34 protein-coding genes are annotated in these 23,597 nt (G+C 68.1%); all 34 read left to right on the top strand.

Annotation, left to right across the window (positions count from 1 at the left end; genetic code table 11):
- Positions 1 to 108 precede the first annotated feature (108 nt).
- Entirely contained in the window at positions 109 to 3,120 is a 3,012-nt protein-coding gene (locus ACQPYD_RS29065; RefSeq protein WP_433698570.1) for a hypothetical protein, read from the top strand.
- A gap of 466 nt (positions 3,121 to 3,586) precedes the next feature.
- Positions 3,587 to 3,958: a 30S ribosomal protein S12 gene (rpsL, locus tag ACQPYD_RS29060; RefSeq protein WP_014912437.1), complete on the top strand. Its 372-nt coding sequence runs from the start codon at positions 3,587 to 3,589 to the stop codon at positions 3,956 to 3,958.
- 2 nt (positions 3,959 to 3,960) lie between these two features.
- The gene (gene rpsG / locus ACQPYD_RS29055; RefSeq protein ID WP_267946694.1) at positions 3,961 to 4,431 is read left to right on the top strand and encodes a 30S ribosomal protein S7; all 471 of its coding nucleotides are present in this window, start codon (positions 3,961 to 3,963) and stop codon (positions 4,429 to 4,431) included.
- A 45-nt stretch (positions 4,432 to 4,476) separates the two neighbouring features.
- Complete coding sequence (gene fusA, locus ACQPYD_RS29050) at positions 4,477 to 6,591, top strand: elongation factor G (RefSeq protein WP_267946693.1); 2,115 nt, start codon at positions 4,477 to 4,479, stop codon at positions 6,589 to 6,591.
- An 81-nt stretch (positions 6,592 to 6,672) separates the two neighbouring features.
- The gene (gene tuf, locus ACQPYD_RS29045; RefSeq protein ID WP_402918789.1) at positions 6,673 to 7,866 is read left to right on the top strand and encodes an elongation factor Tu; all 1,194 of its coding nucleotides are present in this window, start codon (positions 6,673 to 6,675) and stop codon (positions 7,864 to 7,866) included.
- 254 nt (positions 7,867 to 8,120) lie between these two features.
- Positions 8,121 to 8,429 (top strand): 30S ribosomal protein S10, encoded by a 309-nt coding sequence (gene rpsJ / locus ACQPYD_RS29040; RefSeq protein ID WP_013156110.1) that lies wholly within the window; start codon positions 8,121 to 8,123, stop codon positions 8,427 to 8,429.
- 12 nt (positions 8,430 to 8,441) lie between these two features.
- Positions 8,442 to 9,092, top strand: a complete 651-nt coding sequence (gene rplC, locus ACQPYD_RS29035) for a 50S ribosomal protein L3 (RefSeq protein WP_267946691.1) — start codon at positions 8,442 to 8,444, stop codon at positions 9,090 to 9,092.
- Between the two features lie 3 nt (positions 9,093 to 9,095).
- Complete coding sequence (gene rplD / locus ACQPYD_RS29030) at positions 9,096 to 9,767, top strand: 50S ribosomal protein L4 (protein WP_433698569.1); 672 nt, start codon at positions 9,096 to 9,098, stop codon at positions 9,765 to 9,767.
- The gene (gene rplW / locus ACQPYD_RS29025) at positions 9,764 to 10,054 is read left to right on the top strand and encodes a 50S ribosomal protein L23 (RefSeq protein WP_267946689.1); all 291 of its coding nucleotides are present in this window, start codon (positions 9,764 to 9,766) and stop codon (positions 10,052 to 10,054) included. The genes rplD and rplW overlap by 4 nt, the downstream gene beginning before the upstream one ends.
- A gap of 57 nt (positions 10,055 to 10,111) precedes the next feature.
- Positions 10,112 to 10,951, top strand: a complete 840-nt coding sequence (gene rplB, locus ACQPYD_RS29020; RefSeq protein WP_330089887.1) for a 50S ribosomal protein L2 — start codon at positions 10,112 to 10,114, stop codon at positions 10,949 to 10,951.
- 12 nt (positions 10,952 to 10,963) lie between these two features.
- Entirely contained in the window at positions 10,964 to 11,242 is a 279-nt protein-coding gene (gene rpsS, locus ACQPYD_RS29015; protein WP_053616300.1) for a 30S ribosomal protein S19, read from the top strand.
- 72 nt (positions 11,243 to 11,314) lie between these two features.
- Positions 11,315 to 11,683, top strand: coding sequence for a 50S ribosomal protein L22 (gene rplV, locus ACQPYD_RS29010; protein WP_267950527.1), 369 nt, complete (start codon positions 11,315 to 11,317; stop codon positions 11,681 to 11,683).
- Positions 11,683 to 12,489 (top strand): 30S ribosomal protein S3, encoded by an 807-nt coding sequence (rpsC, locus tag ACQPYD_RS29005; RefSeq protein ID WP_433698568.1) that lies wholly within the window; start codon positions 11,683 to 11,685, stop codon positions 12,487 to 12,489. Before rplV ends, rpsC begins: the two co-directional genes overlap by 1 nt.
- 3 nt (positions 12,490 to 12,492) lie before the next feature.
- Positions 12,493 to 12,906, top strand: a complete 414-nt coding sequence (rplP, locus tag ACQPYD_RS29000; protein ID WP_267946686.1) for a 50S ribosomal protein L16 — start codon at positions 12,493 to 12,495, stop codon at positions 12,904 to 12,906.
- Positions 12,906 to 13,160 carry a 50S ribosomal protein L29 gene (gene rpmC / locus ACQPYD_RS28995; protein ID WP_267946685.1) on the top strand — a complete coding sequence of 85 codons (255 nt, stop codon included), beginning with the start codon at positions 12,906 to 12,908 and terminating at the stop codon, positions 13,158 to 13,160. The genes rplP and rpmC overlap by 1 nt, the downstream gene beginning before the upstream one ends.
- Positions 13,157 to 13,429: a 30S ribosomal protein S17 gene (gene rpsQ, locus ACQPYD_RS28990; protein ID WP_267946684.1), complete on the top strand. Its 273-nt coding sequence runs from the start codon at positions 13,157 to 13,159 to the stop codon at positions 13,427 to 13,429. The genes rpmC and rpsQ overlap by 4 nt, the downstream gene beginning before the upstream one ends.
- Before the next feature lie 107 nt (positions 13,430 to 13,536).
- Entirely contained in the window at positions 13,537 to 13,905 is a 369-nt protein-coding gene (rplN, locus tag ACQPYD_RS28985) for a 50S ribosomal protein L14 (protein WP_013156121.1), read from the top strand.
- A gap of 3 nt (positions 13,906 to 13,908) precedes the next feature.
- Entirely contained in the window at positions 13,909 to 14,214 is a 306-nt protein-coding gene (rplX, locus tag ACQPYD_RS28980; RefSeq protein WP_267946683.1) for a 50S ribosomal protein L24, read from the top strand.
- On the top strand, positions 14,214 to 14,789 hold the full coding sequence (gene rplE / locus ACQPYD_RS28975; RefSeq protein WP_267946682.1) for a 50S ribosomal protein L5: 576 nt from the start codon (positions 14,214 to 14,216) through the stop codon (positions 14,787 to 14,789). The genes rplX and rplE overlap by 1 nt, the downstream gene beginning before the upstream one ends.
- Positions 14,790 to 14,802: 13 nt before the next feature.
- On the top strand, positions 14,803 to 14,988 hold the full coding sequence (locus ACQPYD_RS28970) for a type Z 30S ribosomal protein S14 (protein ID WP_267946681.1): 186 nt from the start codon (positions 14,803 to 14,805) through the stop codon (positions 14,986 to 14,988).
- A 284-nt stretch (positions 14,989 to 15,272) separates the two neighbouring features.
- Positions 15,273 to 15,671, top strand: coding sequence for a 30S ribosomal protein S8 (gene rpsH / locus ACQPYD_RS28965; RefSeq protein ID WP_267946680.1), 399 nt, complete (start codon positions 15,273 to 15,275; stop codon positions 15,669 to 15,671).
- Positions 15,672 to 15,687: 16 nt separating this feature from the next.
- Complete coding sequence (gene rplF / locus ACQPYD_RS28960) at positions 15,688 to 16,224, top strand: 50S ribosomal protein L6 (RefSeq protein ID WP_267946679.1); 537 nt, start codon at positions 15,688 to 15,690, stop codon at positions 16,222 to 16,224.
- Positions 16,225 to 16,226: 2 nt separating this feature from the next.
- Complete coding sequence (gene rplR, locus ACQPYD_RS28955) at positions 16,227 to 16,604, top strand: 50S ribosomal protein L18 (protein WP_267946678.1); 378 nt, start codon at positions 16,227 to 16,229, stop codon at positions 16,602 to 16,604.
- Between the two features lie 49 nt (positions 16,605 to 16,653).
- On the top strand, positions 16,654 to 17,256 hold the full coding sequence (gene rpsE / locus ACQPYD_RS28950) for a 30S ribosomal protein S5 (RefSeq protein ID WP_267946677.1): 603 nt from the start codon (positions 16,654 to 16,656) through the stop codon (positions 17,254 to 17,256).
- A gap of 2 nt (positions 17,257 to 17,258) precedes the next feature.
- On the top strand, positions 17,259 to 17,444 hold the full coding sequence (rpmD, locus tag ACQPYD_RS28945; RefSeq protein WP_013156129.1) for a 50S ribosomal protein L30: 186 nt from the start codon (positions 17,259 to 17,261) through the stop codon (positions 17,442 to 17,444).
- Positions 17,441 to 17,905 carry a 50S ribosomal protein L15 gene (rplO, locus tag ACQPYD_RS28940; RefSeq protein ID WP_267946676.1) on the top strand — a complete coding sequence of 155 codons (465 nt, stop codon included), beginning with the start codon at positions 17,441 to 17,443 and terminating at the stop codon, positions 17,903 to 17,905. The genes rpmD and rplO overlap by 4 nt, the downstream gene beginning before the upstream one ends.
- 282 nt (positions 17,906 to 18,187) lie before the next feature.
- Complete coding sequence (secY, locus tag ACQPYD_RS28935) at positions 18,188 to 19,501, top strand: preprotein translocase subunit SecY (RefSeq protein ID WP_267946675.1); 1,314 nt, start codon at positions 18,188 to 18,190, stop codon at positions 19,499 to 19,501.
- The gene (locus ACQPYD_RS28930; RefSeq protein ID WP_433698567.1) at positions 19,502 to 20,167 is read left to right on the top strand and encodes an adenylate kinase; all 666 of its coding nucleotides are present in this window, start codon (positions 19,502 to 19,504) and stop codon (positions 20,165 to 20,167) included. It abuts the gene before it with no gap.
- Positions 20,167 to 20,991 (top strand): type I methionyl aminopeptidase, encoded by an 825-nt coding sequence (map, locus tag ACQPYD_RS28925; RefSeq protein WP_433698566.1) that lies wholly within the window; start codon positions 20,167 to 20,169, stop codon positions 20,989 to 20,991. Before ACQPYD_RS28930 ends, map begins: the two co-directional genes overlap by 1 nt.
- A 67-nt stretch (positions 20,992 to 21,058) precedes the next feature.
- Positions 21,059 to 21,523 (top strand): DUF1707 domain-containing protein, encoded by a 465-nt coding sequence (locus ACQPYD_RS28920; protein WP_433698565.1) that lies wholly within the window; start codon positions 21,059 to 21,061, stop codon positions 21,521 to 21,523.
- A gap of 439 nt (positions 21,524 to 21,962) precedes the next feature.
- Positions 21,963 to 22,184, top strand: a complete 222-nt coding sequence (gene infA, locus ACQPYD_RS28915; RefSeq protein ID WP_013156135.1) for a translation initiation factor IF-1 — start codon at positions 21,963 to 21,965, stop codon at positions 22,182 to 22,184.
- 54 nt (positions 22,185 to 22,238) lie between these two features.
- Positions 22,239 to 22,352: a 50S ribosomal protein L36 gene (gene rpmJ / locus ACQPYD_RS28910; RefSeq protein WP_082206327.1), complete on the top strand. Its 114-nt coding sequence runs from the start codon at positions 22,239 to 22,241 to the stop codon at positions 22,350 to 22,352.
- 215 nt (positions 22,353 to 22,567) lie between these two features.
- Entirely contained in the window at positions 22,568 to 22,948 is a 381-nt protein-coding gene (rpsM, locus tag ACQPYD_RS28905; RefSeq protein ID WP_267946671.1) for a 30S ribosomal protein S13, read from the top strand.
- 65 nt (positions 22,949 to 23,013) lie between these two features.
- Positions 23,014 to 23,418: a 30S ribosomal protein S11 gene (gene rpsK / locus ACQPYD_RS28900; protein ID WP_053616319.1), complete on the top strand. Its 405-nt coding sequence runs from the start codon at positions 23,014 to 23,016 to the stop codon at positions 23,416 to 23,418.
- Positions 23,419 to 23,597 lie beyond the last annotated feature (179 nt).

Here is a 23,597-nt window from a genome sequence, read left to right as displayed (position 1 = left end):
CGGCGGCGGCCAGCCACTCCCGACCGGGAGTGGTGCCGCCGCCGTTCGGCGTAGAGGGTCCGCGCACGGCGGACGGGGAGACGGCGCTACTGCGCTGGCGGGAGAGGCATGACTGAACACGGGGGCGGACGGGACTCCGGTGCGGGGGACTGGTTCAAGCCGAGCGAGAACCGCTACCGCACGCAGTCGGAGTACCAGGACCCGCTCGAGGGTGAGGAAGCCGACGAGGGCGCCGAGACGGTGTTCCCCGACAGCGGCGGCTACACGGGGCTGAGCGCGTCGCGCCCGGCCCTGGTCGAGCCGTACCCGGAGGCGCTCGGCGGTCCGCCGCCCGGCGCCCCGCACCCGATCTCCTACCCGGGGGCGGGGCAGTCGGCGTACCAGCCGCTGACCCGGGTGCCGGGGGAGCCGGAGGAACCGAGCCTGCCCAGCGTCGCGGCCAGCGCCGAGGTTCCCCTGCCCTCCGAGGACCCGGGCGAGGAACCGGCCGGCCGCATGGACTCCTGGGCCGCGCCCCGGACCGACCCGGCGGCGGGCGGCGCCGAGGCGCCGGCCGGTCCCGGTGACGCCTGGACCGCGGGCCGGGACGAGCCGGAGGCGCCCGCCCCGGGCCCGCTGGGCGGGGAGGGCTTCCCGGACACCGGGTACGCGTCGCCCGACCGCGCCTCCGACGCCTGGAGGAGCGAGGCGCCCCTCGACGGGGCGCGCGACCCGTCCGCGTGGGACGCCCCCGCGGCCCGGCCCGAGGGTTCCACGGCGTGGGACCCCGAGGGCGCGCGCGGTCCCGCCGCGTGGGACGCCGGCGCCCCGGCGGGCGGATCCGACGTGTACACGCGGGACGCCTGGGGCGATGCCCCGGCAGACCGCTCCGACACCCGCGGGCAGGACGCGTGGCGTACCGACGTCCCCGGGGACGTCCCCGGCGACTTCGGTCCCGAGGCGTGGGCCCCGGCCCGCGACGCCGGCGCACGGACCCCGGAGCCGTCGGACGACGCGCGCCCGTGGGACGAAGCGCCCGCGGGCGGGCACGGCCGCGAGGCCCCGGGGAACCGTACGGAGGGTTCCACGGCGTGGGACCCCGAGGGCGCGCGCGGTCCCGCCGCGTGGGACGCCGACGCCCCGGCGGGCGGATCCGACGTGTACGAGCGTGAGGCGTGGACCCCGGACGCCCCCGCGGCCCCCGCAGGGGACCCGTGGGGCGCCGACGCCCCGGCGGGCCGCTCGGAGGACCGGGAGCAGGACCGCTGGTCCCCCGACGCCCCGGTGGGCGGTTCCGCCCCCTCCGGCGCCGACGCGCCCGTGACCGGCCCCGGGGCGACCGACGCGCGCCCGTGGGACGAGGCCCCCCTGGGGGAGGGCGGCCGCGAGGCGTGGTCCCCCTCCCCGGGACCCGACGCCTGGACCCCGCAGTCCCCGGCCGACACGCGGTCGTGGGAGCCGGACCCCGCCCTCGGCGGGATCGGTGAGCCCCTCCGGGACCCGTGGGGCGCCGACGCCCCGGTGGACCGTCCGGAGGGCCGGGAGCAGGACCGCTGGTCCCCGGACGCCCCGGTGGGCGGTTCCGCCCCCTCCGGCGCCGACGCGCCCGTGACGGGCGACGCGCGCCCATGGGACGACGGGCCGGCCGTCGGCGCGGACGCCCCCTGGACGCCCCCGGCCGACGCCGGGGACCGTCCCTGGGACACCGGCGCCCCCGCGAACGGGGACCGCCCCTGGGACGACGCGCCCTCCGGGTACGGCCCCGTCGGCGGCGCGGACCGCCCCTGGGACGGGGACCGGGACGCCACCGCCTGGAGCACGGGCCCCGAGGACCGGCAGGGCCCCGAGGGACGGGGCGGCGACACGGCCCCCGCGGCCCCGCTCTGGGACGACGAGCTGTCCGACGACCGCCGGCCGTCCGCGTGGGGCGCCGACGCCCCCTCGGCCGGCACGGCGGGACCGGAGTACGACTCCTGGGACGCGGCTCCCCGCCACGAGGCCCACGGGGCGCCGTCCGGCGGACGTGCCGCCGACGGCCGCTCGTGGGACGACGACGAACTCGGCTCGGACTCCTGGGGGCCTGCCGCCGACCGCGGCGCCGCCGCGGGAGAGGACCGGGACGCCGCCGCGGGGCCGCGGAACGGCGGTCGCGGGTCCGCGGCCGACACCGGCGGCCTGGAATCCTGGGCGCCCGCCGGGGAGACCGCCGACGCGTGGTCCGTCGCGGGGGCCGACGAGTCGTGGACCGACGGCTACGACGACGAGCTGTCGCCGCCCGCCTCCGCCCCTGCTCCCGCCCCGGCCCCCGATCCGGGCGAGTTCGGGACGGGGAGCGGCAACACCTGGGCGTTCGACCGCAACGACCCCCGTCTCCCCGACATCGTCCGGGAAGCGGAGGAGCGCCGACGCGAGTCCGCCAGGTCCTCCGACGCCGGGGCCTGGGGAGACGACGGCGCGGACGGGGAGCGGACCGGCGGCGCGCCGTCCGCGGACGACCCCCTGGCGGCCATCGCTGACATGCAGTCGCGCGCCCGCTCCAGGGAGGCCGAGGGATACGCGGACGAGGCGTTCGCGGACGAGGAGTACGACGACGAGGGGTACGACGACGGCCCGGTGGGCCGGGGCGGTCCCTGGGAGGACGGCGTCCCCGACGGCGCCACCCAGGTCTTCGAGGCGCCGAGCATCCCCGAGGACACCTGGGACCACGACGAGCCGGAGCCGGCGGGGGAGAGCGAGTACGACGACGGCTTCACCCCGGCGGACTACGGCATGCCGGAGGCCCCGGCCTCCCGCAGGCGCCGCAAGGACCCCATCGCCGAGGAGTTCCCCGGCTTCGTGGACCGTCCCCTGGGCGGGGAGCCCGGCGACCCGTACCCCGGCTACGACAGCATCGACTTCCTGCCGGACACGGAGAAGGGGGCGACCGTCACCCTGTGGCTGGGCATCGCCTCGCTGCTCCCCGGCATCGGTCTGGTCACAGCCCTCCTGGCGCTCCTGATCACGGGGCCCAAGGCCAAGAAGGCGATCCGCGCCTCGCGCGGAGAGCTCGACGGCCTCGGACTGATCACCGTCGGCACGGTGTTCGCGGTGGTCGGCATCCTGGTGACGGTGATCTCCGTCGCCATCTGGCTGGTCCTGTAGCGCCGCGGCCGCTCCTCCAGGACAATGTTCCGGGGGAGCGGCCGCATGTCCGGGCCGCCCGCCGACGGTCTCCGGGGAAACCCGGGGCGAAACGACTCCGGGAGCGCGTAGACTGGCGGTGACCCACGGCTACGCGAGAACCGGTTCCATGATTCTCGCCATGTCGCACGCCGTTTTGACCGCCCAGACGGTAAACGGTAGCCTGTGTGATTGTGCCCGTGAGTCGACGGGTCACACGTGCGTGTGCGGCGCCTCGGTCCCACCAGTTGAGGACGTAAGGCGCGCCGCGCAGGTGAACCCCCTCCCATGATCGGCCTCCGGCCGGGTGTGATCGGTTTTTTGCCGTGCGCGACAACCAGCGCGACACGCCCGACCACGGGGGTCGGGGAGGTTCGGGAAATTCAGCAGGTCAATAGCGATATCGGCTACGAGAACCGGCGTAGGTCACGAGGAAGACGGAGACGCGGTGCCCACCATCCAGCAGCTGGTCCGCAAGGGCCGACAGGACAAGGTCGCAAAGAACAAGACCCCGGCGCTGAAGGGGAGTCCGCAGCGTCGTGGTGTGTGCACGCGTGTCTACACCACTACGCCGAAGAAGCCGAACTCCGCTCTGCGTAAGGTCGCTCGCGTCAAGCTGAGCAGCGGCATCGAGGTCACGGCCTACATCCCCGGCATTGGTCACAACCTCCAGGAGCACAGCATCGTGCTCGTTCGCGGTGGTCGTGTGAAGGACCTGCCGGGCGTCCGCTACCGAATTGTCCGCGGCTCGCTCGACACCCAGGGTGTCCGGGGCCGCAAGCAGGCGCGTAGCCACTACGGCGCCAAGAAGGAGAAGTAAAGATGCCGCGCAAGGGCCCGGCGCCGAAGCGCCAGCTCATCACCGACCCGGTCTACGGCTCGCCGCTCGTCACCGCACTCATCAACAAGGTGCTGCTCGACGGCAAGCGCTCCATCGCCCAGAGCGTCGTCTACGACGCCCTCGAAGGCGCTCGCGAGAAGACCAGCCAGGACCCGCTCGTCGTTCTGAAGCGCGCCCTGGACAACGTCAAGCCCGCGCTCGAGGTCCGCAGCCGCCGTGTCGGTGGCGCGACCTACCAGGTGCCGGTCGAGGTGCGCGCCTCCCGGTCCACCACGCTGGCCCTGCGCTGGCTGGTCTCCTACGCGCGTCAGCGCCGTGAGAAGACCATGACCGAGCGTCTGATGAACGAGCTGGTCGACGCCAGCAACGGTCTCGGCGCGGCCGTCAAGAAGCGTGAGGACACGCACAAGATGGCCGAGTCGAACAAGGCCTTCGCCCACTACCGCTGGTAACCCCGCGGCGATTCGATTCCTTGAGACCGAGGGAAGACGAGCCTCATGGCTGCTAAGACTGCGCTTGACCTGGCCAAGGTCCGCAACATCGGGATTATGGCCCACATCGACGCGGGCAAGACCACCACGACTGAGCGGATCCTCTACTACACCGGTGTGACCCACAAGGTGGGTGAGGTCCACGATGGCGCCGCCACGATGGACTGGATGAAGGAGGAGCAGGAGCGGGGTATCACCATTACCTCGGCTGCTACCACCACCCACTGGGACGACCACACCATCAACATCATCGACACGCCCGGCCACGTCGACTTCACGGTCGAGGTCGAGCGGTCGCTGCGTGTCCTCGACGGTGCCGTCGCGGTGTTCGACGCCAAGGAAGGCGTCGAGCCCCAGTCCGAGCAGGTCTGGCGTCAGGCTGACCGCTATGGCGTTCCGCGTATCTGCTTCGTCAACAAGATGGACAAGATCGGCGCCGAGTTCCAGCGCTGCGTCGACATGTTCCGTGAGCGCCTCGGCGCGAACGCCATGCCGATCCAGCTGCCCATCGGCGCCGAGAGCGACTTCAAGGGCGTCGTCGACCTGGTCCGCATGAAGGCCTACGTCTGGAACGACGAGGCCGCGCTCGGCGAGATGTACGACACGATCGACATCCCCGAGACCCACGCCGACGCCGCCCGCGAGGCCCGCGAGAAGTTCATCGAGGTGCTCGCCGAGGCCGACGACGAGATCATGGAGCTGTACCTGGAGGGGCAGGAGCCCACCCTGGAGCAGGTGGTCCCGGCGATCCGCCGCGCGACCATCGCCGGTACCGCGATCCCGATCGTGTGCGGCACCGCGTTCAAGAACAAGGGCGTCCAGCCCCTGCTCGACGCGGTCACCGCCTACCTCCCCTCGCCCCTGGACGTGGACGCCATCGAGGGCCACGACCCCAAGGACGAGACCGAGGAGACCAAGCTCGCCCGCAAGCCGAGCGTCGACGAGCCGATGTCCGCCCTGGTCTTCAAGATCATGAGCGACCCGCACCTGGGCAAGCTGACCTACGTGCGCATCTACTCCGGCGTCCTCGAGACCGGCACCCAGGTGCTGAACAGTCTCAAGGGCCGCAAGGAGCGGATCGGCAAGATCTACCGCATGCACTCCAACAAGCGTGAGGAGATCGGCGAGGCCGGCGCGGGCGACATCGTCGCGGTCATGGGTCTGAAGGACACCACGACCGGCGAGACGCTGTGCGACCAGTCGGCTCCGATCGTCCTGGAGTCCATGACGTTCCCGGCTCCGGTCATCGAGGTGGCCATCGAGCCCAAGACCAAGAGCGACCAGGAGAAGCTGGGCATCGCGATCCAGCGCCTCGCGGACGAGGACCCCTCGTTCCAGGTCGCCACGGACGACCAGACCGGCCAGACCATCATCTCCGGTATGGGCGAGCTGCACCTCGAGGTCCTCGTCAACCGCATGCGCGACGAGTTCAAGGTCGACGCGAACATCGGCAAGCCCCAGGTGGCCTACCGGGAGACCATTCGCAAGAAGGTCGAAGGCCACGTCTACACCCACAAGAAGCAGACCGGTGGGTCGGGCCAGTTCGCGAAGGTCAAGATCGACGTCGAGCCCCTCGTCGTCGAGAGCGGCGACGCCTCCGGCTACGAGTTCGTCAACGCGGTCACCGGTGGCCGTATCCCGCGGGAGTACATCCCGTCGGTCGACGCCGGTGCCCAGGAGGCCGCCGAACTGGGTGTGCTCGCGCACTACCCGCTCGTCGGCGTCAAGGTGACGCTCCAGGACGGTCAGTACCACGAGGTCGACTCCTCCGAGATGGCCTTCAAGACCGCGGGTTCGATGGCCTTCAAGGAGGCCGTCAAGCTCGCCAAGCCGACTCTTCTCGAGCCGGTCATGGCGGTGGAGGTCACCACCCCTGAGGAGTACATGGGTGACGTGATCGGCGACCTGAACTCCCGCCGTGGACAGATCCAGTCCATGGACGAGCGTTCCGGCGTCCGGATCGTCAAGGCCCAGGTGCCCCTCTCCGAAATGTTCGGCTACGTGGGTGACCTGCGCAGCCGTACGCAGGGTCGAGCCAACTACTCGATGGTGTTCGACTCCTACGCGGAGGTTCCGTCCGCTGTCGCCCAAGAAATTGTGGCGAAGGTTCGCGGCGAGTAGCCGCGAACACGTAACCAATCCGATCCCCGCCCAGGCGGCGGGGATGGACCCAGATAGCTCTGTACGTCTAGGAGACTTCCAGTGGCGAAGGAAAAGTTCGAGCGGACTAAGCCGCACGTCAACATCGGCACCATCGGTCACATTGACCACGGCAAGACCACGCTGACCGCGGCCATCACCAAGGTGCTGCACGACGCGTACCCGGACCTGAACCCGTTCACGCCGTTCGAGGACATCGACAACGCTCCCGAGGAGCGCGAGCGCGGTATCACGATCTCCGTCGCCCACGTCGAGTACCAGACCGAGCAGCGCCACTACGCTCACGTGGACTGCCCCGGTCACGCCGACTACGTGAAGAACATGATCACGGGTGCGGCGCAGATGGACGGCGCCATCCTGGTCGTGGCCGCCACCGACGGCCCGATGCCGCAGACCAAGGAGCACGTGCTCCTGGCCCGCCAGGTCGGCGTGCCCTACATCGTGGTGGCCCTGAACAAGGCCGACATGGTGGACGACGAGGAGATCTTCGAGCTCGTCGAGCTCGAGGTGCGTGAGCTCCTCAGCGAGTACGAGTTCCCCGGCGACGACGTCCCCGTCACCAAGGTCTCCGCGCTCAAGGCGCTGGAGGGCGACGAGGAGTGGGGCAAGTCCGTCCTGGAGCTCATGGGCACCGTGGACACCTACATCCCCGAGCCCGAGCGTGACACCGACAAGCCGTTCCTCATGCCCATCGAGGACGTCTTCTCGATCACCGGTCGCGGCACCGTCGTCACCGGTCGTATCGAGCGCGGCATCGTCAACGTCAACGAGACCGTCGACATCGTCGGTATCAAGGACGAGAAGCAGACGACCACCGTCACCGGTGTCGAGATGTTCCGCAAGCTGCTCGACCAGGGCCAGGCCGGCGACAACGTCGGGCTGCTCCTGCGCGGCATCAAGCGCGAGGACGTCGAGCGCGGCCAGGTCGTGATCAAGCCGGGCACGACCACCCCGCACACGGAGTTCGAGGCCAACGTCGTCATCCTGTCCAAGGACGAGGGCGGGCGCCACACGCCGTTCTTCAACAACTACCGTCCGCAGTTCTACTTCCGCACCACGGACGTCACGGGCGTCGTGACGCTGCCGGAGGGCACGGAGATGGTCATGCCCGGTGACAACACCGAGATGACCGTCAACCTGATCCAGCCGGTCGCCATGGAAGACGGTCTGCGGTTCGCCATCCGCGAGGGTGGCCGTACCGTGGGCGCCGGTCGCGTCACGAAGATCCTCAAGTAGTACGCATGCCGGGGGCGGCCCCCTGAGGAGCCGCCCCCGGCGTGGTGGGCGGGCCGTGTCCGCACGGCCCACCCACCGCACACACAAGACGTCATCGGGCACTGTGACGGTGACGCACCGCAGGGGCAAGCCCTGTTGCGGTTTCTCAAGGGAATAGGGGCTCACGGCCACACGGCGGATTCCGTCAGGCCTGGGCTTCTGTGACCGGGACAGCTCACCGTTACGGACACTGAAGCGAAGGACGAACAGGCCACATGGCGGGACAGAAGATCCGCATTCGGCTAAAGGCCTATGACCACGAGGTCATCGACAGCTCGGCGCGAAAGATCGTCGAGACTGTGACGCGAACTGGCGCACAGGTCGCGGGCCCGGTGCCGCTGCCGACGGAAAAGAACGTTTACTGCGTTATCCGATCGCCGCACAAGTACAAGGACTCGCGCGAGCACTTCGAGATGCGCACCCACAAGCGGCTGATCGACATCATCGACCCCACGCCGAAGACGGTCGACTCGCTCATGCGACTCGACCTGCCGGCTGGTGTTGACATCGAGATCAAGCTTTAAGGACGCACAGACATGGCCACCAAGCAGATCAAGGGAGTTCTGGGCGAAAAGCTCGGCATGACCCAGGTCTTCGACGACACGGGCAAAATGGTGCCCGTGACGGTTCTGAAGGCCGGTCCGTGCGTCGTGAGCCGCATCCGGACTCCGGACACCGACGGCTACTCGGCCGTCCAGCTGGGCTACGGGCAGATCAACCCGCGCAAGGTGAACAAGCCTCTCGGCGACTACCTGCGCAAGAACGACCTGACCCCGCGCCGGCACTACGTCGAGGTCCGCACCACCGACGCCTCCGAGTACACGCTCGGCCAGGAGGTCGCCGCGGACAGCTTCGAGAGCGGCCAGACGGTCGACGTCACGGGCAAGAGCAAGGGCAAGGGCTTCGCGGGTGTGATGAAGCGTCACGGCTTCCGTGGCCTCTCCGCCTCGCACGGCACCCAGCGCAAGCACCGCTCGCCCGGTTCCATCGGCGGCTGCGCCACGCCCGGCCGCGTTTTCAAGGGCATGCGGATGGCAGGGCGCATGGGCAACGTGCGCAAGACCGTCCAGAACCTGACCGTTCACTCCGTGGACGCGGAGAAGGGCCTCATCCTGGTCAAGGGTGCTGTGCCCGGTCCCAACGGCGGTCTGGTGCTCGTCCGCACCGCTGTGAAGGGGGACAAGTAAGCCATGGCCCAGATCGAGGTCAAGAACCCCGAGGGCGCCGCTCAGGGCAGTGTCGAGCTGCCGGAGAGCGTCTTCGCCCAGCAGGTCAGCATTCCGCTCCTGCACCAGGTCGTGAACGCCCAGCTGGCCGCAGGCCGTCAGGGCACGCACTCCACCAAGACCCGCGGCGAGGTTCGCGGCGGTGGCAAGAAGCCGTACCGCCAGAAGGGCACCGGCCGGGCCCGCCAGGGCTCCATCCGCGCCCCGCAGTACACCGGCGGTGGCACGGTCCACGGACCGCAGCCGCGCGACTACAGCCAGCGGACCCCGAAGAAGATGAAGGCCGCCGCCCTGCGCGCCGCCCTCTCCGACCGGGCCACGCACGGCCGTATCCACGTCATCAGCCACTTCGTGGCCGAGGGCGCGGACAGCAAGCTCACGCAGAACGCTCTGAAGGCGCTCCGCCAGGTCACCGAGTCCGACAAGGTCCTGGTCGTCCTGGCCCGCGACGACGAGCACAACCGGCGCGCCCTGCGCAACCTCGAAGAGGTGCACATCCTCGACGCGGACCAGGTGAACACCTACGACGTCCTCTACTCGGACGACGTGGTCTTCACCGAGGCGGGCTACGCCGAGTTCCTGGCCCACGCGGCCGGCGCCTCCAAGGCCGCTCAGTCCGAGGAGGACGACCAGTGAGGATCGCCGACCACCGGGACATCATCATCGAGCCGGTGATCTCCGAGAAGAGCTACGGGCTCATGGACGAGAACAAGTACACGTTCATCGTCAAGCCCGACGCCAACAAGACCCAGATCAAGATCGCGATCGAGAAGATCTTCGAGGTGAAGGTCACGAGCGTGAACACGATCAACCGGAAGGGCAAGCGCAAGCGGACCCGTTTCGGTTTCGGGAAGCGTCCTGACACGAAGCGCGCGATCGTCGGCCTCGCCGAGGGCGACCGGATCGACATCTTCGGTCGGTGACCTTTCCGGGTCTGACCGCTACACACCAAGCAACACGTAAAGGAATGCGCGAAGAAGATGGGCATTCGTAAGTACAAGCCGACGACACCGGGTCGTCGCGGTTCCAGCGTGAGCGACTTCGTCGAGATCACGCGCTCGGAGCCGGAGAAGTCCCTGGTGCGTCCTCTGCACTCCAAGGGCGGGCGCAACGGCCACGGCCGGATCACGACCCGCCACCAGGGTGGCGGCCACAAGCGCGCCTACCGCGTGATCGACTTCCGTCGTCACGACAAGGACGGCGTGCCGGCCAAGGTCGCTCACATCGAGTACGACCCGAACCGCACCGCTCGCATCGCACTGCTCCACTACGTGGACGGTGAGAAGCGCTACATCCTGGCACCCGCCGGTCTCAAGCAGGGCGACAGGGTCGAGAACGGCCCCCAGTCCGACATCAAGCCCGGCAACTGCCTCCCGCTGCGCAACATCCCCACGGGTACGTTCGTGCACGCGGTCGAGCTGAAGCCGGGTGGTGGCGCCAAGCTGGGCCGCTCCGCCGGTTCCCAGATCCAGCTCCTCGCCAAGGAGGGCCGTTACGCCACGCTGCGTATGCCCTCCGGCGAGATGCGCATGGTGGAGATCACCTGCCGCGCCACCGTTGGTCAGGTCGGCAACGCCGAGCAGTCCAACATCAACTGGGGCAAGGCCGGTCGTAACCGCTGGAAGGGCAAGCGCCCGACCGTCCGCGGTGTCGTGATGAACCCGGTCGACCACCCGCACGGTGGTGGTGAGGGCAAGACCTCCGGTGGACGACACCCGGTCAGCCCCTGGGGCAAGAAGGAAGGCCGGACCCGGGCCAAGAACAAGGCCAGCGACAAGCTGATCGTGCGGCGTCGGCGTAGCGGTAAGAAGAAGCGGTAAGGAGCACGTCTGATGCCACGTAGCCTTAAGAAGGGTCCCTTCGTCGACGACCACCTCATCAAGAAGGTGGAAGTCCAGAACGAGAAGGGGACCAAGAACGTCATCAAGACGTGGTCCCGGCGGTCCATGATCGTCCCGGAGATGATCGGTCACACGATCGCCGTCCACGATGGCCGCAAGCACGTCCCCGTGTTCGTGTCCGAGTCGATGGTCGGCCACAAGCTCGGTGAGTTCGCTCCCACGCGTACTTTCCGTAGCCACGTCAAGGAAGACCGCCGTAGCCGCCGTTAGCGGTTGCAGCAGGAGAAAGAACCATTTCTCCACGGTGAGTGGAGATGAATTTCCGTGAGCGAGGGAAAAGCGATGGGAACGAGGGCACAGGCACGGTTCGTCCGTGTTACGCCCCGGAAGGCCCGCCGGGTGGTGGACCTTATTCGCGGGTTGCCCGCTGACGAGGCACAGGCGGTGCTCCGGTTCGCGCCCCAGTCGGCGAGCGAGCCTGTTGGCAAGGTGCTGGCTAGTGCCATCGCCAACGCTGAGCACAACGACAAGCTGGACCGCGAGACGCTGGTGGTCGAGGGCGCATGGGTGGACGAGGGTCCGACCCTGAAGCGCATTCGACCGCGAGGCTTCGGCCGCGCCTTCCGGGTGACCAAGCGTACGAGCCACATCACCGTGGTCGTCGCTGAGCGCTCGGGCGCCTCGTCCAAGACGAAGGAAAGGACCCGATAGTGGGGCAGAAGGTAAACCCGCACGGGTTCCGCCTCGGCATCACCACCGACTTCAAGAGCCGCTGGTACGCCGACAAGTCCTACAAGGACTACGTCAAGGAAGACGTTGCGATCCGTCGGATGCTGACCCGCGGCATGGAGCGCGCGGGCATCTCCAAGGTCGAGATCGAGCGCACCCGTGACCGTGTCCGCGTGGACGTCTACACCGCCCGGCCGGGCATCGTCATCGGCCGCCGCGGCGTCGAGGCCGATCGAATCCGGACCGACCTGGAGAAGCTGACCGCCAAGCAGGTTCAGCTCAACGTCTTCGAGGTCAAGAACCCCGAGGTCGACGCGCAGCTCGTCGCCCAGGGCGTCGCCGAGCAGCTGAGCAGCCGTGTGGCCTTCCGCCGCGCGATGCGCAAGGCGATGCAGAGCGCGATGAAGAGCGGTGCCAAGGGCATCCGTATCCAGTGCGGCGGACGCCTGGGCGGGGCTGAGATGTCCCGCTCGGAGTTCTACCGCGAGGGCCGGGTCCCGCTGCACACGCTCCGCGCCGACATCGACTACGGCTTCTTCGAGGCCCGTACGACGTTCGGCCGCATCGGCGTCAAGGTGTGGATCTACAAGGGTGACGCGCCCGCGACCCGCGCCGAGCGCGAGGCGGCCCAGGCCGCCCAGCGTTCCGCCGGCGGCGGTGGCGGCGGTGGCGGCGGTCAGCGCCGCGAGCGCCCGCAGCGTCGTCGTCGTGGCGGTGCCGGCGGCGGTCAGCCGCAGAGCACCGAGGCCAAGGCTCCGGCCGAGTCCGCGAAGCCCGAGGGGAGCTGACCAGTGCTTATTCCTCGTAAGGTCAAGTACCGCAAGCAGCACCACCCGGATCTGCGCGGTAAGGCCAAGGGTGGAACGACGGTCACTTTCGGCGAGTACGGCATCCAGGCTCTGGAGTCGGCCTACGTCACCAACCGTCAGATCGAGTCCGCTCGTATCGCTATGACGCGTCACATCAAGCGTGGCGGCAAGGTGTGGATCAACATCTTCCCGGACCGTCCGCTGACGAAGAAGCCCGCCGAGGTCCGCATGGGCTCCGGTAAGGGTTCACCCGAGTGGTGGGTCGCGCCGGTCAAGCCCGGTCGCGTGATGTTCGAGCTGTCGGGCGTGCCCGAGGACATCGCCAAGGAGGCGATGCGCCGTGCCATGCACAAGCTCCCGATGAAGTGCAAGTTTGTTAAGCGGGAGGGGGAGTGATGGCGAAGTCCGTGACTGCCCATGAGCTCCGGGACCAGTCCGTCGAGGACCTGGTCGCCAAGCTCAAGGAAGCCAAGGAAGAGCTCTTCAACCTCCGCTTCCAGGCCGCCACCGGCCAGCTCGACAACCACAGCCGGCTGCGTACCGTCAAGCGCGAGATCGCGCGGATCTACACGGTCATGCGTGAGCACGAGCTGGGCATCGCCCCGCTGTCTGGTGAGTCGGCTGAGGAGACGAAGGAAGCAGCCGAATGAGTGAGAACCAGACCGCGACCCGCAACTACCGCAAGGTGCGCGAGGGCTACGTCGTCAGCGACAAGATGGACAAGACCGTCGTTGTCGAGGTCGAGGACCGCATCAAGCACGCCATGTACGGCAAGGTCATCCGTCGGACGACCAAGTACAAGGCGCACGACGAGGCGAACTCCTGTGGCGTCGGCGACCGGGTCCGAGTGATGGAGACCCGGCCGCTCTCCGCGACGAAGCGTTGGCGCGTCGTGGAGATCCTGGAGAAGGCTAAGTAACCCCAGCCTGCGTTTGGCGGCCGACACGCGTTGTCGGCCGCCAGCGCGAGGGGTGAGACCACCTAGCCGTGCGGCAGTGGACCGCACGCATCACATCAGGAGCAGACGTGATTCAGCAGGAGTCGCGACTCAAGGTCGCCGACAACACGGGTGCCAAGGAGATCCTCACCATCCGTGTTCTCGGTGGCTCGGGTCGGCGCTACGCCGGGATCGGCGACACGATCGTCGCCACGGTGAAGGACGCCCTGCCTGGCGCTGGAGTCAAGAAGGGCGACGTCGTCAAGGCCGTTGTCGTGCGCACCGTCAAGGAGCGCCGCCGGCCCGACGGCTCCTACATCCGCTTCGATGAGAACGCTGCCGTGCTCATCAAGGACGGTGGGGACCCGCGAGGCACCCGCATCTTCGGCCCGGTGGGCCGCGAGCTGCGTGACAAGAAGTACATGCGCATCATTTCGCTGGCGCCGGAGGTGCTCTGAGCGATGAAGATCAAAACTGGCGACGAGGTCATCGTCCTCGCCGGCAAGGACAAGGGTGCCACCGGCAAGGTCGTCAAGGCCCTGCCGAAGGAAGACCGTGTCGTCGTCGAGGGCGTCAACCTGGTCAAGAAGCACAGGAAGGCGAACCCGGCGGGCGGCCAGCAGGGCGAGGTCGTCACGAAGGAGGCCCCGATCCACGTGAGCAACATCGCGCTCGCCGAGGACGGCAAGCCCTCCCGGGTCGGCTACCGCTTCGAGGACGACGGAACCAAGGTTCGCGTCTCCCGTCGCACCGGTAAGGACATCTGATGACGGTTACCAACGACATCACGGCCCCTCCGATGCCGCGGCTCAAGGAGAAGTACCGTAACGAGATCGTCGCTGCCCTCAAGGAGGAGCACGACATCGCCAACATCATGCAGGTCCCCGGTCTCACGAAGATCGTGGTCAACATGGGTGTCGGCGAGGCGGCTCGTGACGCGAAGCTGATCCAGGGCGCGATCGCCGACATCTCGGCGATCACCGGCCAGAAGCCTCGGATCAACCGGGCCAAGAACTCCATCGCGCAGTTCAAGCTGCGCGAGGGCCAGCCGATCGGCGCCAGCGTCACGCTGCGCGGCGACCGGATGTGGGAGTTCCTCGACCGGCTGCTCTCGCTGGCTCTGCCCCGTATCCGGGACTTCCGTGGCCTTTCCCCGAAGCAGTTCGACGGGAACGGCAACTACACCTTCGGTCTGACCGAGCAGGTCATGTTCCACGAGGTGGACCCGGACAAGGTCGACCGGCAGCGTGGGATGGACATCACGGTTGTCACCACGGCCACGACCGACGAACAGGGCCGCAGCCTGCTCAAGCGGCTCGGTTTCCCGTTCAAGGAAGCCTGAGGGGTAAGCACACATGGCTAAGAAGTCCCTGATCGCCAAGGCGCAGCGGAAGCCGAAGTTCAGCGTCCGCGCGTATACTCGATGCTCTCGGTGCGGCCGTCCGCGCGCCGTCTACCGGAAGTTCGGCCTCTGCCGCATCTGCTTCCGCGAGATGGCGCACCGCGGCGAGCTGCCCGGTATCACCAAGTCGAGCTGGTAGTTTCCGGCGGGGCCGACCAGGCGCTCACTCCCTGAGGAGGGCGCACTGGGTTCGGCCCCCCGAACCGCCACCCCCTTGGTGGCTCGACAAGTGTCCGTGACCGCCCGACGCGGTCAGCGGTCCAGCAACATCCAACCATCAGGGCACGGCAGTCCCGCGAGGGACAGCGGTGCCCACGACCACGCCGTAGGTCCGTTTGTGCACCTCCACGGGGCGACCCGTGGGAGGGCAGGCTCTGGGAAAGCCCGCACTCGGAAACCGCGGTGAGGAAGGGCCAGTCGGCCATGACGATGACCGACCCGATCGCAGACATGCTCACGCGTCTGCGTAACGCGAATTCGGCTTACCACGACACCGTGGCGATGCCGTATTCCAAGATCAAGGCGCACATCGCCGAGATCCTCCAGCAGGAGGGCTTCATTCAGGGCCACCGGACCGAGGAGGCCCCTGTGGGCAAGAGCCTCGTCCTGGACCTGAAGTACGGCCCCACCCGAGAGCGTTCGATCGCGGGCATCCGCCGGGTCTCCAAGCCCGGTCTGCGGGTGTACGCCAAGAAGGAGAACCTCCCGCGCGTGCTGGGTGGCCTCGGTGTGGCGATCATTTCGACGTCCGGTGGCCTGATGACTGACAAGCAGGCCAAGAAGCGCGGCGTGGGCGGCGAAGTCCTCGCCTACGTCTGGTAGAGGGAGAGACTGAAGCATGTCGCGAATCGGTCGACTGCCGCTCTCGGTCCCCAAGGGCGTCGAAGTCACGATTAACGGGCAAGACGTCACTGTCAAGGGGCCGAAGGGCGAACTGAAGCACACCGTCGCCGAGCCGATCACCGTCTCCTTCGAGGACGGGGTCGTCACGGTTGCGCGTCCCGACGACAAGCCGGAGAACCGGTCGCTGCACGGTCTGACCCGTGCACTGGTCGCGAACCTCACCGAGGGCGTCTCCAAGGGCTACACGAAGACGCTGGAGATCCACGGCGTGGGCTACCGCGTCCAAGCCCGCGGCTCCAACCTGGAGTTCTCGCTGGGCTACAGCCACCCCGTCGTGGTCGAGCCCCCGCAGGGCATCACCTTCCGCGTCGAGAAGCCGACGATCCTCCACGTGGAGGGCATCGACAAGCAGCTGGTGGGCCAGGTCGCCGCGAACATCCGCAGCCTGCGCAAGCCGGACCCGTACAAGGCCAAGGGCGTGCGGTACCAGGGCGAGCACATCCGCCGCAAGGCCGGAAAGGCTGGTAAGTAGCCATGGGTATCACCGTGCGCAAGCGGACCTCCAAGAGCGCGACCTCCCGTGCGCGCCGCCAGTTCCGCGTCCGCAAGAAGGTCGTGGGCACCGCCGAGCGTCCGCGTCTGGCCGTGTTCCGGTCCTCCAAGCACATCGTCGCGCAGGTCATCGACGACACCAGGGGCCACACCCTGGTCGCCGCCTCCAGCGTCGAGGCCGACCTGCGCGGTGCCGAGGGCACCAAGTCCGACAAGTCCGCCAAGGTCGGTCAGCTCATCGCTGAGCGCGCCAAGGCCGCTGGGGTCTCCGCCGTGGTGTTCGACCGCGGCGGCAACCAGTACGCCGGCCGTATCGCCAAGCTCGCCGACGCGGCGCGCGAGGGCGGGCTGGAGTTCTAGCGATGACCTCTGTACTGGGCAAGATCAACCACGAGAAGAGGAACCACTGATGGCTGCAGCACCGCGGCGCGGCGCCGGTGGCGAGCGGCGTGATCGCCGTGACGATCGCCGCGGCGGCGCCGCAGACAAGGGTGTCTCCTACATCGAGAAGGTCGTGACCATCAACCGGGTCGCGAAGGTCGTCAAGGGCGGCCGTCGCTTCTCCTTCACCGCTCTCGTCGTCGTCGGTGACGGCAACGGGATGGTCGGTGTCGGTTACGGCAAGGCCAAGGAAGTTCCGGCCGCGATCGCCAAGGGTGTCGAGGAGGCGAAGAAGAACTTCTTCCGCGTCCCCCGCATCCAGGGCACCATCGTGCACCGGGTCCAGGGCGAGGACGCCGCTGGCGTCGTCCTGCTCCGTCCGGCCGCTCCGGGTACCGGCGTCATCGCCGGCGGTCCCGTGCGCGCCGTGCTGGAGTGCGCCGGCATCCACGACATCCTGAGCAAGTCGCTCGGGTCGTCCAACCCGCTGAACATCGTGCACGCCACCGTGGCGGCTCTCAAGGGGCTCAACCAGCCCGAGGAGATCGCCGCCCGCCGTGGCCTGCCGATCGAGGACGTCGCCCCGGCCGCCATGCTGCGTGCTCGTGCTGAGGCGAAGGCAGGAGCCTGACCATGGCCAAGCTCAAGATCACGCAGACCCGCTCCAAGATCGGCGGCAAGGTGAAGCAGCACGCTGCTCTCCAGTCGCTCGGCCTGGGCCGGATCGGCAAGTCCACCGTCCGTGAGGACCGCCCTGAGGTTCGCGGGCAGATCACGATCGTCGCGCACCTCGTCTCTGTCGAGGAGGTTGCCGAATGAGCGACTACAACCCCGACGAGCTGCTCAAGCTGCACCACCTGCGGCCCGCCCCGGGCGCCAACAAGGCCAAGACCCGCAAGGGCCGCGGCGAGGCGTCCAAGGGCAAGACCGCGGGCCGGGGCACCAAGGGCACCAAGGCTCGTAACACCGTCCGTCCCGGCTTCGAGGGCGGGCAGATGCCCCTCATCCGCCGGGTGCCGAAGCTCAAGGGCTTCAGCAACGCGCGGTTCAAGACGACCTACCAGGTCGTCAACCTGGACAAGCTGAGCGAGCTGTTCCCCGAGGGTGGCGAGGTCACCGTCGAGGCCCTGGTCGCCAAGGGCGCGGTTCGCAAGAACCAGCTCGTCAAGGTCCTGGGCACCGGTGAGATCACCGTCGCCGTGCAGGTGAGCGCGAACGCGTTCTCCGCCTCGGCGAAGGAGAAGATCGCCGCTGCCGGTGGCTCCGTCACCGAGCTGTAGGGGTCTACCCCGAAATGCGCAACTGGGGGCGTCCGCCCGGCAGGTCAGTGAAAGACCGGCCGGCGGGCGCCCCCGTGTGTTGTGAGAAGTGATCGTTATGACTCACGACCGCAACTGCCGCGTGATGGCTGTTACAGTTCCATCTGTTTGAGCTCCCCGCTTGACGTACTGTGAATACTTCCGAGCAACGGGCGACTGCCCGCTGCTGACGTTCTACGACGATTCAGGATCGGCCGCGATGTCTGGAACCCGTTCCGCCGCCGAAGCCGCGCAGGAGGAGACGTGCTAGGTGCGTTCGTCCGTGCATTCCGCACGCCCGACCTGCGTAACAAGCTGCTGTTCACACTGTTCATCCTGACGATCTTCCGTCTGGGGTCGGTGATTCCCGCTCCGGGGATCGACTCCGCGGCGATCCGGGAGCAGATGGAGGCGGTCACCGCCGCAGACCAGAGCGGTGTGTACGCGCTCGTGAACCTGTTCAGCGGCGGCGCGCTGTTGCAACTGGCGGTGTTGGCGCTCGGGGTCATGCCGTACATCACCGCGAGCATCATCATCAACCTGCTCACGGTGGTGATCCCCCGCCTGGAGGCCCTCAAGAAGGAGGGCCAGTCGGGGCAGAGCAAGATCACCCAATACACCCGCTACCTCACGCTGATGCTCGCGGTCCTGCAGGCCACCAGCATCGTCGCCATGGCCAGGACGGGCGCCCTGTTCCAGGGGGCCATCCCGGTCAGCACCTACATGCCCAACCAGGACATCCTGACCCTGGTGACGATCGTCTTCGTGATGACCGCCGGCACCGCCATCGTCATGTGGTTCGGCGAGCTGATCACCGAGCGCGGCGTGGGCAACGGCATGTCGCTCCTGATCTTCACCCAGGTCATCGCGATGTTCCCGTCCTCCATCATGGGGCTCTTCGAGGAGCGCTCCATCTGGGTCTTCACCCTCATCTGCATCGCGGGCCTCGTGCTCGTGGCCGCGGTGGTCTTCATGGAGCAGGCGCAGCGCCGCATCCCGGTGCAGTACGCCAAGCGCATGGTGGGACGCCGCATGTACGGCGGGAGTTCGACCTACATCCCGCTGAAGGTCAACCAGGCGGGCATCATTCCCGTGATCTTCGCCTCCTCGCTGCTGTACCTCCCGCAGCTGGTCGTCGGACTGGTCGGCCAGGACTCCACGAACCCCGTGGTGACCTTCATCCAGACCTACTTCCTGTCCGGCACGCACCCCGTGTACCTGGCGACCTTCTTCGTCATGATCATCGGGTTCGCGTTCTTCTACGTGGCGATTACGTTCAACCCCACTGAAGTCGCCGACAACATGAAGAAGTACGGTGGGTTCATCCCGGGTATCCGACCGGGGCGTCCGACCGCCGAGTACCTCGACTACGTCCTGACGAGGCTGACGACCCCCGGATCCCTGTACCTGGGTGTGATCGCTCTTCTCCCGATGGTCGCGCTCGGCGCCACCGGCGCCAACGCGAACTTCCCCTTCGGCGGGACGAGCATCCTGATCATGGTCGGTGTCGGGCTGGACACGGTGAAGCAGATCGAGAGTCACCTCCAGCAGAGGAACTACGAAGGTTTTCTGCGATAAATGCGAGCAGTATTGGTGGGGCCGCCTGGGGCCGGCAAGGGCACCCAGGCCCAGATCCTCGCGTCGGAGCTGTCGATCCCGAAGGTGTCCACCGGTGACATCTTCCGGGCCAACGTCAGCGGTGGCACGGAGCTTGGCAAGAAGGCCAAGGAGTACATGGACCGTGGCGACCTCGTCCCCGACGAGGTCACGAACGCGATGGTCAAGGACCGACTGGCGCAGGACGACGCCGCTGTGGGCTTCCTGCTCGACGGCTTCCCCCGCAACGTCCCGCAGGCCGAGACGCTCAAGGGCATCCTGGCCGACCTGAAGACGCACCTGGACGTGGTCCTGGAGCTGAGGGTGGACGAGGACGAGGTCGTCAAGCGCCTCTCGGGGCGCCGCTCGTGCCCCGAGTGCGGCCGCGTGTACCACGTGGAGTACGACGCCCCGAAGTCCGAGGGCGTGTGCGACCACGAGGGCGCCGCGCTGTACCAGCGCGAGGACGACCGCGAGGAGACCATCAGGCACCGCCTGAAGGTCTACCGCGAGCAGACCGCGCCGCTGGTGGAGTTCTACGAGCGCGAGGGGCTTCTGGCGACCATCGCCGCCACGGGCTCCGTGGACGCGGTGACGGCCCGGGCCAAGGCCGCGATCGAGGAGCAGGCCCGAAAGGCCAGTTCCTGATGTTTCGGAAGGCGGAGCCGGACGTGCAGATCAAGACGCCGGAACAGATCGCCAAGATGAGGGCGGCGGGCCAGGTCGTGGCCCGCGCCCTGGACACCCTCCGGGCCGCTGTGCGGCCCGGAGTGTCCACGCTGGACCTCGACTCCGTGGCGGAGAAGGTCATCCGCGACGCGGGCGCCGTGCCGTCCTTCAAGGGCTACCACGGCTTCCCCGGGTCCATCTGCGCCTCGGTCAACGAGGAGGTCGTCCACGGCATCCCCAGCGCCCGGCGGGTGCTGGCCGAGGGCGACATCATCTCCATCGACTGCGGCGCCATCCTGGACGGCTGGCACGGGGACTCGGCGATCACCGTCGCCGTGGGCGAGGGCCGGCCCGAGGACCTCCGCATGATGGAGGTCTGCGAGGAGTCCATGTGGCAGGGGATCGCGCAGATGCGGCCGGGCAACCGCCTGGGCGACATCGGCTTCGCGATCGGCGGCCACATCTCCGCGAACGGCGGCTACGGCAACGTCCGCGAGTACGGCGGCCACGGCATCGGCACCGAGATGCACATGGACCCGCACGTCCTCAACTACGGCAAGCGGGGCCGCGGTCTGAAGCTCGTCGAGGGCATGTGCCTGGCGATCGAGCCGATGACCACCCTGGGCCGCCAGGACGTCCTCCAGCTGGAGGACGGCTGGACGGTGGTCACGAAGGACGGCAAGAGGGCGGCGCACTTCGAGCACACGGTCGCGGTGACCGCAGAGGGCCCCGTGGTCCTGACCGCTCGTGAGTCCAACCGCGATAAAATCGCTCATATGGGGTTCGTCCAGCCAACCTGGTAGCGGCCCCGCCCCACGCGCACCGCGCGCGGGACGCGACCACTCACGGGTGAAGATCGAGGTGCGCGCAGTGTCCGACCCGGTGCCGTCGATACGAACGTCCGACTCCGAGCGCGACCGTGTCGCGCAGCTCCTCCAGACGCACTTCGCGCAGGGCCGGCTCGACCACGAGGAGTTCACCGACCGGCTCGGCCGCGTCTACAAGTCCCGGACGGCGGACGAGCTGGCCACGGTCACCCGCGACCTGCCCGAGCGCGATCTGGCGGACCTGCACGGGGCCTCCCCCTTCCAGGAGGAGCCCCTGCTCGCGCCGCCGATCAGCATGCGGGACCCGGCGCTGATGGTGCCGTGGATCCTGTACGCCGGGGTCAACGTCCTGTGCTTCGTGATCTGGCTGATCCTCTTCCTCACCACCGACTACAACTACCCGTGGTTCCTGTGGGTGCTGGGGCCGTGGGGCATCGTGATGAGCGTGGTGACCTTCGGGGTTCTGGCCTCGCAGCGCAGCCACCCCGGCGGCGACCACTCGCCGTAGGCCGGCCTCCGGGCGGCCGCGGTCCGGCCCTCCCCGGGGCCGGCCCCGTCCGCCCGGCCGGGGCCGCCGCACGCGGGAGGAAAGCGGCTGCCGGAGGCGTTGTCGGGGACACCCCCCGACGCGGCCCGGGGCGCGAAGCGGCGCCGGTTCCCCCTGCGGGGGCGACGGTATAGGGTTCTCTGCCCGCCGGTCAGAAGCACTTGCCCGAAGGCGATAGACTGTCACTGCCCATACGCGGGCTGTTGGGTCAGTCTGCCTTCTTTGTGCCACGTCTTCCCATCGACGTACGCCCTTGCAGTTGACCTGAACTACCAGTGTGTCCTGGCGTCGACGACATCCGGCCCGTCCGGTGTCGCCGGGGCCGTCGCGTTGTGCGAGGCCACTGGGGTCGCGTCGGGACTGTCCTGATCAACCAATCGATGAGCGAGGCGTGGAGGACATGGCAAAGAAAGACGGCGCCATCGAGATCGAGGGTTCCGTTGTCGAGTCCCTACCCAACGCTATGTTCAAGGTAGAGCTCGACAACGGGCACCAGGTTCTTGCCCACATCAGCGGCAAGATGCGGATGAACTACATCCGTATTCTCCCCGACGACCGTGTCGTCGTGGAGCTGAGCCCGTACGACCTCACGCGCGGGCGCATCGTTTACCGCTACAAGTAGCCCGTCGTGGGCCGCACGGCCCAGGATGAGTGATGTGATGAGTTCGGAGTCACCATGAAGGTCAAGCCGAGCGTGAAGAAGATCTGCGCGAAGTGCCGCGTGATCCGTCGCAACCGTCGGATCATGGTCATTTGCTCGGACCCGCGGCACAAGCAGCGTCAGGGCTAGCAGCCCCCGCAGCTCGCCGCGGCTTCTGAACCGCGACAACCCGGCAAGGGAAGGACTTCCCTCCCGGGCGCAGTACAAACGAAAACCTGTTCCGATTCCCGGCGCCGACGAGGCCCGGGGACAACCCCCGGTCGGAGGCCGGGGCCTCGTCGATTGGGCGACGAGAGGGTGGAACGGGGCAGACCTCCGGGGCATGGATATGGAGTCTCGCCCACATGGCACGTATTGAAGGCGTTGACCTCCCTCGCGACAAGCGGGTGGAGATCGCTCTCACGTACATCTTCGGGATCGGCCGCACCCGCGCGCTCGAGACCCTGAAGCAGACCGGCGTCGACGGCAACACGCGCGTCCACCAGCTGTCCGAAGAGGACCTGGTCAAGCTGCGCGAGTGGATCGGCGCGAACTACCAGGTCGAGGGCGACCTGCGCCGCGAGGTGCAGGGCGACATCCGTCGCAAGATGGAGATCGGTAGCTACCAGGGCGTCCGCCACCGTCGCGGGCTCCCGGTCCGCGGTCAGCGCACGCAGACCAACGCGCGTACCCGCAAGGGCAAGAAGAAGACCGTGGCCGGTAAGAAGAAGGCCGGTAAGAAGTAGTCCGCTCGGACTGTCGACCGCGTCCGAGAACAGCAACGGACCGATGATCTCTGGGAGTTTCGCTAATGCCGCCTAAGGGCCGTCAGGGTGCCGCGCGCAAGGTGCGCCGCAAGGAAAAGAAGAACATTGTCCACGGACACGCTCACATCAAGAGCACGTTCAACAACACGATCGTGAGCATCACCGACCCGACCGGTGCCGTGATCGCGTGGGCAAGCTCCGGACAGGTGGGCTTCAAGGGCTCGCGCAAGTCGACGCCGTACGCCGCGCAGATGGCCGCCGAGGCCGCTGCCCGTCGCGCGCAGGAGCACGGCGTCCGCAAGGTGGACGTCTTCGTGAAGGGCCCGGGCTCCGGCCGGGAGACCGCCATCCGCTCGCTCCAGGCGACCGGCCTCGAGGTGGGCTCCATCCAGGACGTCACCCCGGTTCCGCACAACGGCTGCCGTCCGCCGAAGCGCCGCCGCGTCTGATCGGCAGCGCGTGCCCGCGGCCCCGGCCGGCAGGGCACCGTGCCGTGCTTGATCCCGCGCGGTCCCCGCTGGGGCCCGCGCGGGCTGGGTAGTAATCCGAGTAGTGGACACCGCCGTTCCGGCGGAACGTCCATCCGGTGGCCGTCATATAGCGGTCGGCCATGTGGAAGGGAAGACAC

Origin of the sequence: Nocardiopsis sp. CA-288880 (genome assembly GCF_050955985.1) — a bacterium.
GTDB classification, from domain to species: domain Bacteria; phylum Actinomycetota; class Actinomycetes; order Streptosporangiales; family Streptosporangiaceae; genus Nocardiopsis; species Nocardiopsis tropica.
The sequence above is the reverse complement of the archived record's forward strand: the minus strand, read 5'-3'. Positions and strand labels throughout refer to the sequence as shown.

Excerpts from the sequence above, each read along its gene's own strand:
- rplD (WP_433698569.1), top strand. The coding sequence starts at position 9,096 with ATGGCCCAGATCGAGGTCAAGAACCCCGAGGGCGCCGCTCAGGGCAGT.
- rpsM (WP_267946671.1), top strand. The coding sequence starts at position 22,568 with ATGGCACGTATTGAAGGCGTTGACCTCCCTCGCGACAAGCGGGTGGAG.
- rpsS (WP_053616300.1), top strand. The coding sequence starts at position 10,964 with ATGCCACGTAGCCTTAAGAAGGGTCCCTTCGTCGACGACCACCTCATC.
- rplV (WP_267950527.1), top strand. The coding sequence starts at position 11,315 with ATGGGAACGAGGGCACAGGCACGGTTCGTCCGTGTTACGCCCCGGAAG.
- rplF (WP_267946679.1), top strand. The coding sequence starts at position 15,688 with ATGTCGCGAATCGGTCGACTGCCGCTCTCGGTCCCCAAGGGCGTCGAA.
- rplO (WP_267946676.1), top strand. The coding sequence starts at position 17,441 with ATGAGCGACTACAACCCCGACGAGCTGCTCAAGCTGCACCACCTGCGG.
- rplE (WP_267946682.1), top strand. The coding sequence starts at position 14,214 with ATGACGGTTACCAACGACATCACGGCCCCTCCGATGCCGCGGCTCAAG.
- ACQPYD_RS28970 (WP_267946681.1), top strand. The coding sequence starts at position 14,803 with ATGGCTAAGAAGTCCCTGATCGCCAAGGCGCAGCGGAAGCCGAAGTTC.
- rpmC (WP_267946685.1), top strand. The coding sequence starts at position 12,906 with ATGGCGAAGTCCGTGACTGCCCATGAGCTCCGGGACCAGTCCGTCGAG.
- rpsH (WP_267946680.1), top strand. The coding sequence starts at position 15,273 with ATGACGATGACCGACCCGATCGCAGACATGCTCACGCGTCTGCGTAAC.
- rpmD (WP_013156129.1), top strand. The coding sequence starts at position 17,259 with ATGGCCAAGCTCAAGATCACGCAGACCCGCTCCAAGATCGGCGGCAAG.
- rpsJ (WP_013156110.1), top strand. The coding sequence starts at position 8,121 with ATGGCGGGACAGAAGATCCGCATTCGGCTAAAGGCCTATGACCACGAG.
- ACQPYD_RS29065 (WP_433698570.1), top strand. The coding sequence starts at position 109 with ATGACTGAACACGGGGGCGGACGGGACTCCGGTGCGGGGGACTGGTTC.
- rpsG (WP_267946694.1), top strand. The coding sequence starts at position 3,961 with ATGCCGCGCAAGGGCCCGGCGCCGAAGCGCCAGCTCATCACCGACCCG.
- infA (WP_013156135.1), top strand. The coding sequence starts at position 21,963 with ATGGCAAAGAAAGACGGCGCCATCGAGATCGAGGGTTCCGTTGTCGAG.
- rplB (WP_330089887.1), top strand. The coding sequence starts at position 10,112 with ATGGGCATTCGTAAGTACAAGCCGACGACACCGGGTCGTCGCGGTTCC.
- rplC (WP_267946691.1), top strand. The coding sequence starts at position 8,442 with ATGGCCACCAAGCAGATCAAGGGAGTTCTGGGCGAAAAGCTCGGCATG.
- rpsK (WP_053616319.1), top strand. The coding sequence starts at position 23,014 with ATGCCGCCTAAGGGCCGTCAGGGTGCCGCGCGCAAGGTGCGCCGCAAG.
- rplR (WP_267946678.1), top strand. The coding sequence starts at position 16,227 with ATGGGTATCACCGTGCGCAAGCGGACCTCCAAGAGCGCGACCTCCCGT.
- fusA (WP_267946693.1), top strand. The coding sequence starts at position 4,477 with ATGGCTGCTAAGACTGCGCTTGACCTGGCCAAGGTCCGCAACATCGGG.
- rpsE (WP_267946677.1), top strand. The coding sequence starts at position 16,654 with ATGGCTGCAGCACCGCGGCGCGGCGCCGGTGGCGAGCGGCGTGATCGC.
- rplX (WP_267946683.1), top strand. The coding sequence starts at position 13,909 with ATGAAGATCAAAACTGGCGACGAGGTCATCGTCCTCGCCGGCAAGGAC.
- rpmJ (WP_082206327.1), top strand. The coding sequence starts at position 22,239 with ATGAAGGTCAAGCCGAGCGTGAAGAAGATCTGCGCGAAGTGCCGCGTG.
- map (WP_433698566.1), top strand. The coding sequence starts at position 20,167 with ATGTTTCGGAAGGCGGAGCCGGACGTGCAGATCAAGACGCCGGAACAG.
- ACQPYD_RS28930 (WP_433698567.1), top strand. The coding sequence starts at position 19,502 with ATGCGAGCAGTATTGGTGGGGCCGCCTGGGGCCGGCAAGGGCACCCAG.
- rpsQ (WP_267946684.1), top strand. The coding sequence starts at position 13,157 with ATGAGTGAGAACCAGACCGCGACCCGCAACTACCGCAAGGTGCGCGAG.